This is a genomic window from Pseudomonas sp. NPDC087803 (genome assembly GCF_044742995.1).
Classification (GTDB): domain Bacteria; phylum Pseudomonadota; class Gammaproteobacteria; order Pseudomonadales; family Pseudomonadaceae; genus Aquipseudomonas.
On record NZ_JBIUVO010000001.1, the window covers coordinates 638,551 to 653,909 of the forward strand.

The following is a 15,359-nucleotide window of genomic DNA, read 5'->3' on the forward strand; positions in this document are numbered from 1 at the left end:
GACATCCTCGGGTTTGGTAATCAGGGAGCTGGCACGTATGATGCTTCACAAACTTCCGCAGATTAGAAGCCTATGTCCCTGATAGTTCTACTGCTTCTGCCATTCATTGGCAGCTGTCTGGCAGCGGTGCTGCCACACAACGCGCGTAATACCGAATCCCTGTTGGCAGGTCTGGTCGCTCTGATCGGCACTGTGCAGGTCGCGCTGTTGTACCCGCAAATCGCCCACGGCGGGGTGATCCGCGAAGAGTTCATGTGGCTGCCCAGCCTCGGTCTGAACTTCGTTCTGCGCATGGACGGCTTCGCCTGGCTGTTCTCGCTGCTGGTGCTGGGCATCGGCACCCTTGTCTCTTTATATGCGCGTTATTACATGTCGCCGGACGACCCGGTGCCGCGTTTCTTCGCCTTTTTCCTGGCGTTCATGGGCGCCATGCTCGGCTTGGTGATCTCCGGCAATCTGATCCAGATCGTGTTCTTCTGGGAGCTGACCAGCCTCTTCTCGTTCCTGTTGATCGGCTACTGGCACCACCGCTCTGATGCCCGACGTGGCGCCTACATGGCGCTGATGGTCACGGGGGCCGGAGGATTGTGCCTGCTGGCGGGGGTCATGATTCTCGGCCATGTCGTCGGCAGCTATGACCTGGACAAGGTCCTGGCCGCCGGCGATCTGATTCGCGCACATGCCCTCTATCCTGTTCTGCTTCCCCTCATTCTCATCGGCGCACTCAGCAAAAGCGCGCAGTTTCCTTTCCATTTCTGGCTGCCGCACGCCATGGCGGCGCCCACCCCGGTTTCGGCTTATCTGCACTCGGCGACCATGGTCAAGGCCGGGGTGTTCCTGCTCGCGCGCCTGTGGCCGTCGCTGTCCGGCAGTGAAGAATGGTTCTACATCGTCAGCGGCGCCGGTGCGTGTACGTTGTTGCTCGGCGCCTACTGCGCGATGTTCCAGAACGACCTCAAGGGTCTGCTGGCCTACTCGACCATCAGCCATCTGGGCCTGATCACCCTGCTGCTGGGCCTGAACAGCCCGCTGGCGGCAGTCGCCGCAGTGTTCCATATCCTCAACCACGCCACTTTCAAAGCCTCGCTGTTCATGGCCGCCGGGATCATCGACCACGAAAGCGGCACCCGCGACATCCGCAAGCTCAGCGGCCTGATCAAACTGATCCCGTTCACCGCCACATTGGCGATGGTTGCCAGTGCGTCGATGGCCGGCGTACCGCTGCTCAACGGCTTTCTGTCGAAAGAAATGTTCTTCGCCGAAACCGTGTTCATCAACGCCACCGCGTGGGTCGAGGCGGCACTGCCGATTGTCGCGACCATCGCCGGTACCTTCAGCGTCGCTTACTCGCTGCGCTTCACCGTCGACGTGTTCTTCGGCCCAACCGCCACCGACCTGCCGCACACCCCGCACGAACCGCCGCGCTGGATGCGTGCGCCGGTCGAGTTGCTGGTGTTCACCTGTCTGGTGGTCGGGATCTTCCCGGCACAAGTGGTCGGCCCGCTGCTCGCGGCCGCCGCACTGCCGGTGGTGGGCGGTACGCTGCCCGAGTACAGCCTGGCGATCTGGCACGGTCTGAACGCGCCGATGATCATGAGCCTGATCGCCATGTCCGGCGGCATCGTGGTCTATCTGCTGCTGCGCAACCAGCTCAAGCGTGGCCGCTTCCAGTACCCGCCGCTGGTGGGCCGCTTCAACGGCAAGCGCCTGTTCGAGCGCAGTCTGGTGCTGATGATGCGCATGGCTCGCCGGGTAGAGCGCCGACTCGGCACCCGGCGCCTGCAGATGCAACTGTTCCTGATGGTTTTGGCGGCACTGCTCGCTGGCCTGATCCCGATGTTGCACAGCAGCTTGAGCTGGGGCGACCGGCCGAAGATTCCGGGTTCCATCGTGTTCGTCACCCTGTGGCTGCTGGCGATTGCCTGCGCCCTCGGCGCCGCATGGCAGGCCAAGTATCACCGTCTCGCCGCCCTGACCATGGTCAGCGTCTGTGGGCTGATGACCTGCGTGACTTTCGTCTGGTTCTCGGCGCCGGATCTGGCCCTGACGCAACTGGCGGTGGAAGTGGTGACCACGGTGCTGATCCTGCTCGGCCTGCGCTGGCTGCCGCGACGCATAGAGGAAGTCTCGCCACTGCCATCGAGCCTGCGCAAGGCCCGGGTGCGCCGCTTGCGCGACTTGCTGCTGTCGATTGCCGTCGGCGCCGGCATGGCGCTGCTGTCCTACGCGATGCTGACGCGGCAGACGCCCAACGACATTTCCTCGTTCTACCTCAGCCGCGCCCTGCCCGAGGGCGGTGGCAGCAACGTGGTCAACGTGATGCTGGTGGACTTCCGCGGTTTCGATACCCTCGGTGAAATCACCGTGCTGGTGGCCGTGGCGCTGACCGTGTTCGCCCTGCTGCGGCGCTTCCGCCCACCGAAAGAAAGCCTGCAACTGCCGGCCCAGCAACGCCTGCTCGCGCCGGACGTGGTCACCGATCTGGTCAACCCGCGCAGCGCCAGCGACACCGCGCTCGGCTTCATGATGGTGCCGGCGGTGCTGGTGCGCCTGCTGCTGCCGATTGCGCTGGTGGTGTCGTTTTACCTGTTCATGCGCGGCCACAACCAGCCGGGTGGCGGTTTCGTCGCCGGACTGGTGATGTCGGTGGCGTTCATCCTGCAATACATGGTCGCCGGTACGCAGTGGGTCGAGGCACAAATGAGCCTGCGGCCGTTGCGCTGGATGGGCACCGGGCTGCTGTTCGCCACCGCCACCGGTCTCGGCGCGATGGCGGTCGGTTATCCGTTCCTGACCACCCACACCTGGCATTTCGCCTTGCCGCTGCTGGGCGAGATCCATATCGCCAGCGCGCTGTTCTTCGACATCGGCGTGTACGCCGTAGTGGTCGGCTCGACGTTGCTGATCCTCACCGCCCTCGCCCACCAATCAGTGCGTGGTCACAAGACCGCGTCGCTGCCCAAGTCCGTCGCCAGCAAAGGAGCCGTCTGATGGAAGAAGTCATCGCAATCGCCATCGGCGTGCTCGCCGCTTCCGGCGTGTGGCTGGTGTTGCGGCCACGGACGTTCCAGGTGGTCATGGGGCTGTGCCTGCTGTCCTACGCAGTCAACCTGTTCATCTTCAGCATGGGCAGCCTGTTCATCGGTAAAGAGCCGGTGATCAAGGACGGCGTGACCCAGGACTTGCTGCACTACACCGATCCGCTGCCGCAGGCGCTGGTGCTGACCGCCATCGTCATCAGCTTCGCCATGACTGCGTTGTTCCTGGTGGTGTTGCTGGCGTCGCGGGGCCTGACCGGCACCGACCACGTCGACGGCCGGGAGCCCAAGGAATGATGGCGATGACTCACCTGATCGCCGCACCGATCCTGCTGCCGCTGCTGACCGCCGCGATCATGTTGATGCTCGGCGAAAAGCACCGGCCGCTGAAGGCGAAAATCAACCTGTTCTCCAGCCTCGTCGGCCTGTTCATTTCGGTGATGCTGCTGCAGTGGACGCAAACCACTGATGTGCCCGGTTCCATCGGCGTGTACCTGCCGGGCAACTGGCAGGCGCCGTTCGGCATCGTGCTGGTGGTTGATCGCCTGTCGGCGCTGATGCTGGTACTGACCGGGATCATCGGCGTCAGCGCCCTGCTCTTCGCCATGGCGCGCTGGGACGGCGCCGGGTCGAGCTTCCACGCGCTGTTCCAGATTCAGCTGATGGGCCTGTATGGCGCCTTCCTCACCGCTGACCTGTTCAACCTGTTCGTGTTCTTCGAAGTGTTGCTCGCCGCCTCATATGGCCTGTTGCTGCACGGCTCGGGTCGGGCGCGGGTATCGTCGGGGCTGCATTACATCTCGATCAACCTGCTGGCCTCGTCACTGTTCCTGATTGGCGCAGCGCTGATCTATGGCGTCACCGGCACCCTGAACATGGCCGATCTGGCGCTGAAGATCCCGCTGGTGCCGGAAGCCGACCGTGGCTTGCTGCACGCCGGCGCGGGGATTCTCGCGGTGGCGTTCCTGGCCAAGGCCGGCATGTGGCCGCTGAACTTCTGGCTGGTGCCGGCCTACTCCTCGGCCAGTGCACCGGTCGCGGCGATGTTCGCGATCATGACCAAGGTCGGCGTCTACACCCTGCTGCGCCTGTGGACCCTGCTGTTCTCCGGGCAAGCCGGGGCCTCGGCCTTCTTCGGTGGCGACTGGCTGATCTACGGCGGTATGGCGACCATCGCCTGCGCGGCGCTGGCGATTCTGGCCGCGCAACGCCTGGAGCGCATGGCCAGTCTGAGCATTCTGGTGTCGGCGGGGATTCTGCTGTCGGCGGTAGGTTTCGCCCAGCCGCACCTGATCGGCGCGGCGCTGTTCTATCTGGTCAGCTCGACCTTGGCGCTTAGCGCGCTGTTCCTGCTGGCGGAATTGATCGAGCGTTCGCGTTCGGCCAACGAAGTCCCGCTGGAGGATGAAAGCGAGTTGCTGCCGCGTCCGCAGGAATCCCTGCAACCGCCCAAGGGCATCAACCTCGACGACGAACAGAAAGCCGTGGTCGGTCAGGTCATTCCGTGGACCATGGCATTTCTCGGCCTGAGCTTCATCGCCTGCGCACTGCTGATCATCGGCATGCCGCCGCTGTCCGGGTTCATCGGCAAGCTCAGCCTGATCGGTGCGCTGCTCAATCCACTGGGGCTGGGCGGCGAAGCGCCGATCTCCAATGCCGCCTGGGCGCTGTTGGCGCTGCTGATCCTGTCGGGGCTGGCCTCGCTGATGGCCTTCGCGCGGATGGGCATCCAGCGTTTCTGGACGCCCGAAGAGCGCCCTTCGCCGTTGCTGCGCAAGCTTGAGTGCGCGCCGATCTTCCTGTTGCTGGGGTTGAGCATCGCCCTGACCTTCAAGGCCGAGCCGCTGCTGCGTTACACCCAGGCCACCGCCGAGGCCCTGAACAATCCGCAGCAATACGTGATGGCGGTGCTCGGCACCCGCGCCGTGCCAAGCCCTGAAGCCAAGGCGGCGATGCTCGAGGTGCAGCCATGAAGCGCGTATTTCCGGCACCGTTGCTGTCACTGGCGTTATGGATTTTGTGGCTGACGCTGAACCTGTCTGTCAGCCCGGGCAACCTGCTGCTCGGCGCAATACTCGGCTTCGCCGCACCGTTGATGATGCGCAAGCTGCGTCCGAAACAGGTGCGCATTCGCCGGCCACTGACCATCCTGCGCCTGTTCGTGATGGTGGGTCGTGATGTGGTGATGTCCAATCTGATCGTGGCGTGGGGCGTGCTCAACGCCGGTCGCCGGCCGCCGCGCTCAGGCTTCGTCAAAGTGCCGCTGGACCTGCGCGACGCCCACGGTCTGGCCGCGCTAGCGATGATCTGCACCGTGGTGCCTGGCACCGTGTGGTCGGAGCTGGCGCTGGATCGCAGCATTCTGCTGCTGCACGTTTGGGATTTGGATGACGAGGCGCACTTCATCCACCATTTCAAGACTGCCTACGAGCAGCCGTTGATGGAGATTTTCGAATGAGCCCGCTGCTGTCGAACGCGATTCTGCTGACGCTGTTCCTGTTCTCGCTGGCGATGGTCCTGACCTTGATTCGCCTGTTCAAGGGGCCGTCGGCACAGGATCGGGTACTCGCTCTGGATTACCTGTACATCGTCGCCATGCTGATGATGCTGACGCTGGGCATTCGTTATTCCAGTGACACTTACTTCGAGGCGGCGCTGTTGATCGCGCTGTTCGGCTTCGTCGGCTCGTTTGCCCTGGCGAAATTCCTGCTGCGTGGCGAGGTGATCGAATGAATGCGCAATTGTCATTGTGGGTGGAGATTCCGGTGGCGATCCTGCTGGTGCTCAGCGGTGTGTTTGCGCTGATTGGCGCGACCGGATTGCTGCGCATGAAGGATTATTTCCAGCGCATGCACCCGCCGGCGCTGGCCTCGACACTCGGCGCGTGGTGTGTGGCGCTGGCGTCGATCATCTGTTTTTCGGCACTCAAGTCCGGGCCGGTGATGCATGCCTGGCTGATTCCGATTCTGCTGGCGATCACCGTACCGGTGACCACCCTGCTGCTGGCGCGGGCGGCATTGTTCCGCAAGCGCATGGCCGGGGATGATGTGCCGGCTGAGGTCAGTAGCCGCAGGACCGAAAGCGGTAGTTAGTTTCTACACCTATGGTGTCTGAGCTGGCCTCTTCGCGAGCAAGCCCGCTCCCACATTTGGAATGCATTTCCCCTGTGGGAGCGGGCTGCTCGCGAAAAGGCCGGTACTGCCAACACATGAACCGGTCAGACCCAAGCCACCGCCAACAACCCCGCCCCCAGCACCAGACACAACGGCGAATACACCCAGGTATCCAGCCGCGCAAACCGCGACCCCTTCACTTCCTTGAAAAACCCCACCAGATTCGAATCGCCGATCGCCCGGGCGAACATCAACAACGCAATCGCGCTGATCACCCATTGCAACGCCTGGTGATGCACCGCCGGCATGCCCCAGCCGACCCGCATGCACACCAGCGCGGCGATCACCAATAACGCCGCCGCCACCAACAAGGTAATCCAGCCTGACGGTTTGAACGCCGGTCGCACCGTCGCCACCAATCCTTGCACCGGCACTTGCGGTACCGCTGCCACCGCGGCCCATTGCCCACCCAGCGCCCAATACACGTGTACCAGGCTGATTGCCGCAAATATCGTCACCAGCCATTGAGCCAACACAAAGGTCATGGTCGAGAATCCTTTCGAGGGATTTGAACAAAACATCCTAGTTGGCATTTTTTGAAGTGCACGACCGATCAGCGGTACGGTAAAGTGCCGCCCCATGAAATTCACCCGTTCCGATCGCTCACTGCTGGCCTGGATGCTTTATTGCTGCGTCCTGTTCAACGTGTTCGCCTGCAGCATCGGTCACGGGCAAATGGTCGGGATGCAGCTCAACGGCATCGGCGGCCAGTTCTGTACGGTCGACCCGGCCACTCAAGCGCCGCTGGCGAGCAATCCCGGCGAAGAACAACTGCCGACCCTGTCCAAGGCGTTCGGCTGTCCGCTGTGCTCGGTCGGCGGCGGCATGGGCCCGGCGTTCAACTCCAGCCTGACCCTCGCGGTTCTGCCTGAGCAACACAGCCCGCCGCTGGCGCCCATTGTCAGCGCCGACCTCCCCGCCCGCTTCACCTGGCCTTCGGCCAACCCTCGCGCCCCGCCGCTCGCCTGAGTGTCTTTGCCTTTTTGATTTTTCAGCCCACTGCGCCAACGCGCGGCGTTTACCTGTGCGCTGATTCCTAGACAAGCATTCAGGATTCAATGATGAAACACATTCCTCTGCTGGCGAGCCTGTGCGGCTGCCTGTCCCTTAACGCTTGGGCGCAATCCACCGTGGATCTGGCGCCGATCACCATCGACGGCGAATTCACCCGCGAACCGGGCCTGAGCCTCGACCAATCCAGCGGCATGGCCTCGCGCCTCGGCTTGAGCGTGCGCGACACGCCGGCCTCGGTAGCCGTGGCCAACCGCAACGACATCGAACGCCACGGCGCACAGAATTTCCAGGACGCCGCCAACACCTTGCCCGGGGTCAATGCCAGTGCACCGCCGGGCTTTGGCGGATTCGTCTCCTATCGCGGCTTCACCAGCAGCCAGATCACCCAGATGTTCAACGGCGTCACCGTCTCCGGCGGTCTCGCCCGACCGGTGGATTCATGGATCTATGATCGGGTCGAACTGGTGGGCGGCCCTTCATCGCTGATCAACGGCGCAGGCTCGGTCGGCGGCTCACTGAACTACGTGACCAAACTGGCGACCCGCGACGAGCAAGCCGCCGAAGGTCGCGTCAGCTACGGCACCTACGACACCACCGAAACCGCGTTCGGCCTCAACCATGCGCTGACCGACCCGAGCGCCGACGTGCAGCACTACGCGCGCCTCGACGTCAGCCACAACACCAGCAACGGCTACATCGACCGGCAGGAGCGCGATGCCTGGAGCGTGGCGTTCTCGTTGCTCAGCGACCTCACGCCGGATCTGTCGCACACCCTGGCCCTGGAATATCAGGACGAACACGAAGACAGTCCCTACTGGGGCACGCCGGTGCTCAACCCCAAGGCCGGCGAGTTGAAGATCGACAAACACAACCGTTTCAACAACTACAACGTCGAGGACGGGCGCTACGAACAGCGCACGATCTGGGTGCGCTCGATCATCGACTACCGGATCAACGACAGCACCACCCTGCGCAACACGCTGTATCACCTCGACAGTCAGCGTGACTACCGCAACCTCGAAACCTATCAGTACAACGCTGACAACACGGCGGTGAACCGCTCCACCGCGTATCAGGTACGGCATCAGGGTGAGCAGAACGGCAACCAGTTCGAACTGCGCCACGACAACACCCTGTTCGGCCTCGACACCACCTGGTCCGGCGGTTTCGAGTACAAGGTCAACCAGACCACCAACTCGCCGCTGAATATCAAAGGCGCAAGCACGGTCGATCCGAACAACTACCGTCCGGGGCATTTCTACGACATTCCCGGCACCAATCCGGCACTGATCAGCGACAAGACCAACGAGGTCACCACCAAGGCGCTGTTCGTGGAAAACCGCCTGGCACTGACCGACAAACTGGCGTTGCTCACTGGCCTGCGTTACGACGACATCGACCTCGACGTAACCAACCATCGCACCGTGACGGCCACCAATCCCAAACACCTCACACGCAGTTGGGAGCCGGTCACCGGGCGCGTCGGCCTGACCTACCAGTTCATCCCGTCGGCCAATGTCTACGTGCAATACAGCACCGCCGCCGAGCAACCGAACGGCACGCAGGACTTCGACGTGTCGACCGGCAAGCAGTGGGAAATCGGCAGCAAGTTCGACTACCTGAATGGCCGTGGCTCGGCGACGGTCGCCGCCTACACCATCGAGCGCAAGGACTTCGCCGTGACAGATCCGCTGGACCCGACCAGTAGCATCCCAGTAGGCCAGCAAACCTCAAAGGGCGTCGAAATCGCCAGCTCCCTGCGGATCACCGACAAGCTGTTGGCTGAGGGCAACTTCGCCTGGGTCGATGCGCAGTACGACGACTTCACCGAAAAGAATGCTGCCGGCGTAGTGGTGTCGCGCAAGGGCAACACACCGACCAACGTCCCGGACCGGGTCGGCAACCTGTGGCTGACCTATGACTTTTCACCGCAGTGGCAAGGTGGAGTCGATGCGCGTTATGTCGCGTCGGTGTACGCGGACACGGCAAACACCATGACCGTGCCGTCGTACACGCTGTTCGGCAGTTTCCTCAGCTACAAGGTCGACTCGCACACCACCGTCACCGGCCGGGTGCGCAACCTGACCAACGAGGTGTATGCCGAGTTTGCGCATGTTTCGCCGGCGTACTACCTGGGTACGCCGCGCACCTTTGAATTGGCGGTGCAGACGAAGTTTTAAAAGCGTAAAAGCTTCGCGAGCAAGCCCGCTCCCACAGGAGGACGCGTTCCAATTGTGGGAGCGGGCTTGCTCGCGAAGAGGCCAGCGGACTCACCAACTACTTCAGATCAGCCGCCACCTTCTCCGCCACATCTTTCGGCACCCAGGCCTGCCACACATCCGGATGCGCCTTCATGAAAGCTTCCGCCGCCTGACGTGGCGCGGTGTGCTTCTCGCTCATCTCGGCCAGCGCCTTGTTCAGCGGCTCGATCGGGAAATCCACCTTGCTGAAGAACTCGGCAATCTGCGGGTATTGCTTCTGAAACGGCGCAGACACACCGATCGACAGCTTGGATGCCAGCGAGCGGGTCGGTTTCGGATTGGGGTTGTCGGCATCGGTCAGCGTCTTCCAAGCTTCGGCATCGAACGGTGGCTCTTCCAGTTGCACCAGTTTGAATTTGCCGAGCAACGGTGTCGGCGACCAGTAGTAGAACAGCACCGGTTTGCCCCGACGGATTGATGAGCTGATCTCGGCGTCCAGCGCCGCACCCGATCCACTGCGGAAATTGGTGTAATCATCTTGCAGGCCGTAAGCGGTCAGCTTCTGCTTGTTCACCACTTCCGAGGTCCAGCCGATCGGGCTGTTGAGGAAACGGCCCATGCTCGGATTCTCCGGGTCCTTGAACACGTCCTTGTACTTCTTCAGGTCAGTCACACTGCGCAGCTCCGGCGCCAGCGGCTTGATGCCTTTGGCGGAGTCACCCTTGATCACGTATTCCGGCACCCACCAGCCTTCAGTGGCGCCCTTTACCGTATCGCCGAGGCTCACCACCTTGCCTTCAGCTTCAGCCTTGACCCACACCGGACTGCGCCCGGCCCACTCTTCGCCAATGACCTGAATGTCATTGTTGGCCAAGGCGGTTTCCAGGGTGATGGTGGTACCCGGCAGCGTATCGGTCGGCAGGCCATAGCCCTTCTCGACGATGATCCGCAGAACATCGGTGATCAGGCTGCCACTTTCCCAGTTCAGGTCGGCAAAATGGATGGGCGTCTGCGCCGCCGTCACCGGCTGCGTCAGCGTCAGCGTCAGCGCACCAAACGTGACCACGCTGGCGGCCAGTAACCGTCGAAATCCTTTCATGCTTTGCACCTCGTGCTGTTCACAGCAATAGCAGGATGGCCTGGCAGAAGACCGCAAGCCTCTGAATACTCAGTCAACTGACTGTAGCCGAGGTTCCTGCTTTTTCCGGGACCCGATCCCGACGAGGTTACGTTTCAGACTTTTCCTGCAAGCTTTGTAGCTCACGTCTGACCATGCTGGCGTATTCCGCAGGCCGCAAGGTGTAGATCTGCGCAGCCACCCAGTTCAGCCACGCGCCCTGCATCCCGGCTTTGGCGTTGAACAGCCGCAAGGCTTCTTCACGCGCGCGGTCGAGGTTCTGTGAATGGAAGTCGGCGCGGCTCAAACCACCGATCACTCGCTGGCCTTGAACGTGATCAGTTCGCCCTTGCGCCACTTCGCCGCTTTACCGGTGACGGCTTTCAGGGTCTTGGTCAGGCCTTCCTGCAATTGCTGGTGCGCGGCAAACACCGTCACCACGCTGTGACCTTCCTTGAACAGAATGGCGTGACCATCAGCCGTGTCGACAAAGGCGTAATCGCCCAGGCCATACACCGTCAGTTTGATTTCGCGAAAACGGATGTCCATCTTGCCGCCTTCACGGCTGGGCAAAACGGCAGCGCTGAAATGATCGCCGACCTTGAGCTTGAGTCCCGGTTTGTCATCGACCACCAATGCACTTTCGGTGTCGATCTCGGCGACGTAAATGCCTTCGGCGTTCTGTTCGGTGATGTAAACAAAACGCGATTGGAACAACTTGACCAGCTTTGCACGCAAATCACCGAGCACGAACAAAGCATGCATATCGAGGTTACTGACTGCCAAAGAAACATCCCCACATCTGAAAAGTACCCTGCGCTCAAACGCGCACGGCAAAAAAACGGCCAGGCCGATGCTGTTACCGAATGACTCCAGTCAACCTGAATCAAGCAGAACGCTCATTCATCGCGAGTTCGCAAGACTACTGGAAAGTCACGCGAGAAACTTGTCTCGACGTTCGCCAAGCCTTGAAGGAAAAATCTTCATTGAAGCGCAACGAAGACGGACTACAAACTTTAGGGAAAAAGCTGACGAAAAAAAGCCCTTTTCCGACATATCGCCGGTAAAAAATTGCTTTAGATAGGCATCTGTCGCCAACAGGCACTGGCGATTCTAGAGCAGCGATGCTCCTTACGACTACCCGAACCGACCCGTAACCGTCGGCTATTTCATGAAAAGGACTTCATATGTGCACTCTGACTCACTTTGCCCAACCTTCCAACCCAGGCAGCGACACCTCCTTTGTGCTGCACAACAGCGCTTTCGCGGAACTTGCCGTGCACCAACAAAGCCATCAGACGCCACGCTTTCGGGTAGTCCCGGCGGGTAATGCGTTCTTTCATATCAAGGAATCATCCACCGGTCGTGTAAGAGGTTTCCGTGAAGATCATAACGAAGCTTGCGCTCTGGCCCGCTCGCTTGAATCACAGATCGAACTCTTGCCCAGCGGCTGCCTCAGATAAAGAGCGAGCGACAGCGCCATTCCGGCACACGCAAAAGGAGTACACGATGGAACTGCCTGCATATGATTTGAAAACCCTGTTCGACCAACTGGGCCTGCCATCGGAAGACGGGGCCATCGACGATTTCATCGAAGCACATCCACTGGACGCCAACACCAAGTTGATCGATGCCGAGTTCTGGACCCCGCAACAGGCGCAACTTCTGAAAGAGTGGTTGCGCGCCGACGGCGAAGAAGCGGTGATGGTCGATGAATTGAACGTACGCCTGCACGACGGACGTTAATAAATGTCAGTGCAGGCTGTCGCCAGGCTCGGCCATCAGTTGCGCGAGCCAGGCAGCCTTGCACTCCTCGGCCTCGTCGCGACTGGCGAACGCCGTGCCGCGCCGCTCACCATTAAGCAACACTACCCAGCAGACGCTCTGGCCCATCGCGCGCAATCCGGCGGGCACACCACTGCCAATCATCACTGCGACATCGACTCTGCACATACTGACCTCTCGATTTCATTAGCTACCTAACTAATAGCCATGGTAATGACTTCGTCGCAGAGGAAACAGCAACGCCCGTGCACAGATTCATTGCACGAGCGGTAACAATTGATCAGCGCGGATTCTCCGGTTTATATCCCAGGCGCAGACCGCCCCAATGCCGGCCCTTGACCATAATCGGCACCGACAAGTCGTGCATCAGCTCCCCGGTGTCGCGGGTGTAGGTCTGCAGCAACACTGCTTGTTGATGGCTGCCGCAACGAATCCCGGTGCGATCAGCGAACTTGCGCTTGGTGCGGTTGCCCACCGCGTCGACCTGCTCATCACCGGTCAGCGGCTGACTGAACGCCAGGTTGTGCGTCGGCACATAACCCTGCGGCGTGCAGGCAATGGCGAACACCAGCCCCTCATGGCGCGGCAGCAACGGCTCTTGAATCGCCGGCAATACTTGATCGGTGTAACGGTCGAAACGGGTCTGAAACTTCGCCGGTTGCGTCCCGGGAATCGGTTGGTACTGACGGTCGAACAAATCCTCAAGACTGATCCGCCCCTGCTCGACATCCGCCTCGAACCGCGCCGCAATCTGTCTCGCACCTTCACGCGCCAGGTCATAGACGCGCTGGTGATAGTCATCCAGACCGACTTCGGCCAGACGCTCACTGATGGTTTCCGCCTGACCTTCCATCTGCACCGCGGCCTCGGCCAGACGTCGGGTCTGCTGATCGCTGATCGCCAGATCACTGCGCATCTGCTCGATGGCCTTGAACAGGCTGTCGAGTTGCTCGCGATTGGTTTCTGCGCCACGGGCGATTTCACCGACCTGGGTTTCCACCCCGGCCGCCAGCCGTGCGATGTTTTGCAGATGCTGACCGGTGTTCTCGACCTGCTCGACACCGGTCTGCAGATCGCTGGACAGCTCGCGAATCTGCTCCACCACTTGCGCCGTGCGCTGCTGAATATCGGCGACCATCTCCCCGACTTCACCAGTCGCCGAGGCCGTGCGCGCCGCCAGACCGCGCACCTCGTCCGCGACCACCGCAAAACCACGACCATGCTCGCCCGCCCGCGCCGCTTCGATCGCCGCGTTGAGGGCCAGCAGATTGGTCTGGCTGGCGATCGACTGAATCACCAGGGTCACCCGTTGAATGTCATCGCTGCGCAGACTCAGGGCTTCAATCAATTCACGGCTGGCGTTAGCGCGTTGACTGAGTTGATGCATGCGCGCAATCGAGTCCACCAGCTCGGTGCGCCCCGCCGCACTGCTGTGATGCGCTGCACTGGCGGCGTCCAGCGCTTCACGGCTGAGCTGTGAGGTGGCGTGTTCGGTGGCGATCATCACTTCGGCGTTGCTGACAATCTGCGCCGCCGCGTCGAGTTGCGATTCCAGTTTGCTCGCCAGTTGCTTGACGGAAAACGCCACCCCGGCAGCTGACAGTGCGTTATGACTGGTTGTGTAGGAAAGATCGCGGGTGAGTTCGGAAATCGCGCTACCAGTCTCGGCGGGCACAACATCGGCGACGGCACGCGAGCGCAGGCGCGGCAGCCAGACAATCAGCACCGCCAGCGGCATGCCGATGTACAGCGACCAACCACCCAACGTCATACCGGCGAGCAACAGCATCAGGGCGATGCTTTGCAGGGTCGGAGCGATCCAGCGGTTTTTCGGCAACAGCACTGGTGCGGGCAAAGCCCCAACCAGAGATCCATCTCTCGTCATATCAACACCCCACGCTTGTTCTCATTGTTGTGACTGCATTAAACGCCACTAGAACGCCATTATCCATGGTCCGTTAGTCGTGGAGTCTGCAGCAGGTCAATGGAACCGCTCGGGAATAGTGCAGACGAGCAAAAGCAAAGATCGCAGCCTTCGGCAGCTCCTACATGGGTTTACGTGAACCACTGTAGGAGCGGCCGAAGGCTGCGATCTTTTGCAGGCGCCCCCCATTCAGGGGGCAGCCATGGAATCAGGCCTGACGCTGGTGCTTGTCGATCTGCTCGTGACGCTCTTGAGCTTCGATGCAGTATTTGGTGGTCGGGCTGATCAGCAGGCGTTTCAGGCCAATGGCCTCGCCGCTGTCGTCGCACCAGCCGAAACTGTCTTCCTTGATGCGCTCAAGGGCTTGTTCCAGTTGCGGCAGCATGCGCTGGTCGCGATCAATCGCGTTGACCAGCCAGGTGCGCTCTTCTTCAACCGAAGCCGCGTCCGCCGGGTCAGCCGGGGTGTCCAGGCTTTCGATGGCGATACGGTTTTGCTCAATGCGCTCGTGGGTTTCGACTTTCATGTTCTGCAACAGCTCAGTGAAGAAAGCATGTTGCTCAGCATTCATGTAGTCATCTGCCGGCATCGCCAGCAACTTGTCCTTTGTCATTGATATCTCTATAAAAAAACGTGCATTAAGGCGAAATAGGGAGCGTTCCGGCGAACCGTGTCCGGTCGACGAAAAGGCATCGTTTATTGCAAACGCCACCCGGCACTCAATTTACGAAGGGGCGGCAGTCTAAGGCCCGTTTGAGGCCTCAGCAACTGTAAATACCGGGAATTTGTCCGACAACAGCCGTAAACAGCTCTGACACAGGCGTCATGGCGGTCATCGGAGTGCGTTTATAGCAAGAAATTCAGTCGAGCGGCTGTATATAGAAGACAAACGGCTAACCGAGCGGCAGTTGGTCGCATTTTTTTCAGCCATGCCGCCCGTGCAGTGCATCGTTTCAGCTGCGCAGACGCCGAAAATCTCCCCTGCCAACTGCCCGCACCCCGCCTATCATCAGGCACACCGCAAATAACTGTGGCGAGGGAGCTTGCTCCCGCTGGGGCGCGAAGCGGCCCTTGCTCTTCAACTTTAAAAAGCAGTGGGCCTGCTTC

Annotated in this window: 17 protein-coding genes; 10 read left to right on the forward strand and 7 right to left on the reverse strand. The window is 61.0% G+C overall.

Annotated features, from left to right (window positions below; all coding sequences use genetic code 11):
* Positions 1-72: 72 nt before the first annotated feature.
* The 6 genes from ACIOUG_RS02725 to ACIOUG_RS02750 are packed head-to-tail and all read left to right on the forward strand — an operon-like array spanning position 73 to position 6,130.
* Positions 73-2,991, forward strand: coding sequence for a monovalent cation/H+ antiporter subunit A (locus ACIOUG_RS02725; RefSeq protein ID WP_401062303.1), 2,919 nt, complete (start codon positions 73-75; stop codon positions 2,989-2,991).
* A complete protein-coding gene (locus tag ACIOUG_RS02730; protein ID WP_003225953.1) occupies positions 2,991-3,335 on the forward strand; it encodes a Na+/H+ antiporter subunit C in 345 nt (114 codons plus the stop codon). The genes ACIOUG_RS02725 and ACIOUG_RS02730 overlap by 1 nt, the downstream gene beginning before the upstream one ends.
* Positions 3,332-5,011: a monovalent cation/H+ antiporter subunit D gene (locus ACIOUG_RS02735; RefSeq protein ID WP_401062305.1), complete on the forward strand. Its 1,680-nt coding sequence runs from the start codon at positions 3,332-3,334 to the stop codon at positions 5,009-5,011. Before ACIOUG_RS02730 ends, ACIOUG_RS02735 begins: the two co-directional genes overlap by 4 nt.
* Positions 5,008-5,496 (forward strand): Na+/H+ antiporter subunit E, encoded by a 489-nt coding sequence (locus tag ACIOUG_RS02740; RefSeq protein WP_401062307.1) that lies wholly within the window; start codon positions 5,008-5,010, stop codon positions 5,494-5,496. Before ACIOUG_RS02735 ends, ACIOUG_RS02740 begins: the two co-directional genes overlap by 4 nt.
* A complete protein-coding gene (locus ACIOUG_RS02745) occupies positions 5,493-5,771 on the forward strand; it encodes a K+/H+ antiporter subunit F (RefSeq protein WP_003225959.1) in 279 nt (92 codons plus the stop codon). The genes ACIOUG_RS02740 and ACIOUG_RS02745 overlap by 4 nt, the downstream gene beginning before the upstream one ends.
* On the forward strand, positions 5,768-6,130 hold the full coding sequence (locus ACIOUG_RS02750; protein WP_115989517.1) for a Na+/H+ antiporter subunit G: 363 nt from the start codon (positions 5,768-5,770) through the stop codon (positions 6,128-6,130). The genes ACIOUG_RS02745 and ACIOUG_RS02750 overlap by 4 nt, the downstream gene beginning before the upstream one ends.
* Positions 6,131-6,255: 125 nt before the next feature.
* On the opposite strand, the gene ACIOUG_RS02755 is transcribed toward ACIOUG_RS02750, so the two are convergent.
* Positions 6,256-6,696, reverse strand: coding sequence for a DUF3995 domain-containing protein (locus ACIOUG_RS02755; RefSeq protein ID WP_401062309.1), 441 nt, complete (start codon positions 6,694-6,696; stop codon positions 6,256-6,258).
* 94 nt (positions 6,697-6,790) lie between these two features.
* Between ACIOUG_RS02755 and ACIOUG_RS02760 the strand changes: the two genes are divergently transcribed.
* Together ACIOUG_RS02760 and ACIOUG_RS02765 are read left to right on the forward strand one after the other, a co-directional pair.
* A complete protein-coding gene (locus ACIOUG_RS02760) occupies positions 6,791-7,180 on the forward strand; it encodes a DUF2946 domain-containing protein (RefSeq protein ID WP_401062311.1) in 390 nt (129 codons plus the stop codon).
* A gap of 92 nt (positions 7,181-7,272) precedes the next feature.
* Positions 7,273-9,405 (forward strand): TonB-dependent receptor, encoded by a 2,133-nt coding sequence (locus ACIOUG_RS02765; RefSeq protein WP_401062312.1) that lies wholly within the window; start codon positions 7,273-7,275, stop codon positions 9,403-9,405.
* A 97-nt stretch (positions 9,406-9,502) separates the two neighbouring features.
* Here ACIOUG_RS02765 and ACIOUG_RS02770 read toward each other — a convergent pair whose 3' ends face one another.
* From ACIOUG_RS02770 to ACIOUG_RS02780, 3 genes are all read right to left on the reverse strand, one after another.
* Positions 9,503-10,525: an ABC transporter substrate-binding protein gene (locus ACIOUG_RS02770; RefSeq protein ID WP_401062314.1), complete on the reverse strand. Its 1,023-nt coding sequence runs from the start codon at positions 10,523-10,525 to the stop codon at positions 9,503-9,505.
* 127 nt (positions 10,526-10,652) lie between these two features.
* Positions 10,653-10,850 carry a hypothetical protein gene (locus ACIOUG_RS02775; RefSeq protein WP_401062441.1) on the reverse strand — a complete coding sequence of 66 codons (198 nt, stop codon included), beginning with the start codon at positions 10,848-10,850 and terminating at the stop codon, positions 10,653-10,655.
* 8 nt (positions 10,851-10,858) lie between these two features.
* Complete coding sequence (locus ACIOUG_RS02780; RefSeq protein ID WP_166497420.1) at positions 10,859-11,308, reverse strand: hypothetical protein; 450 nt, start codon at positions 11,306-11,308, stop codon at positions 10,859-10,861.
* 422 nt (positions 11,309-11,730) lie between these two features.
* On the opposite strand from ACIOUG_RS02780, the gene ACIOUG_RS02785 reads away from it, so the two are divergent.
* Both ACIOUG_RS02785 and ACIOUG_RS02790 read left to right on the forward strand, forming a co-directional pair.
* A complete protein-coding gene (locus tag ACIOUG_RS02785; protein WP_401062316.1) occupies positions 11,731-12,006 on the forward strand; it encodes a hypothetical protein in 276 nt (91 codons plus the stop codon).
* A 46-nt stretch (positions 12,007-12,052) separates the two neighbouring features.
* Complete coding sequence (locus ACIOUG_RS02790) at positions 12,053-12,289, forward strand: DUF2789 family protein (protein ID WP_401062317.1); 237 nt, start codon at positions 12,053-12,055, stop codon at positions 12,287-12,289.
* A gap of 6 nt (positions 12,290-12,295) precedes the next feature.
* Here ACIOUG_RS02790 and ACIOUG_RS02795 read toward each other — a convergent pair whose 3' ends face one another.
* The 3 genes from ACIOUG_RS02795 to ACIOUG_RS02805 all read right to left on the reverse strand — a co-directional run bounded on the left by ACIOUG_RS02795 (position 12,296) and on the right by ACIOUG_RS02805 (position 14,865).
* Positions 12,296-12,496 (reverse strand): hypothetical protein, encoded by a 201-nt coding sequence (locus ACIOUG_RS02795; protein ID WP_007966907.1) that lies wholly within the window; start codon positions 12,494-12,496, stop codon positions 12,296-12,298.
* Positions 12,497-12,608: 112 nt separating this feature from the next.
* Positions 12,609-14,213 (reverse strand): methyl-accepting chemotaxis protein, encoded by a 1,605-nt coding sequence (locus ACIOUG_RS02800; RefSeq protein WP_401062319.1) that lies wholly within the window; start codon positions 14,211-14,213, stop codon positions 12,609-12,611.
* A 247-nt stretch (positions 14,214-14,460) separates the two neighbouring features.
* Positions 14,461-14,865, reverse strand: a complete 405-nt coding sequence (locus tag ACIOUG_RS02805; protein ID WP_003225981.1) for a TraR/DksA family transcriptional regulator — start codon at positions 14,863-14,865, stop codon at positions 14,461-14,463.
* Between the last annotated feature and the right edge of the window lie 494 nt (positions 14,866-15,359).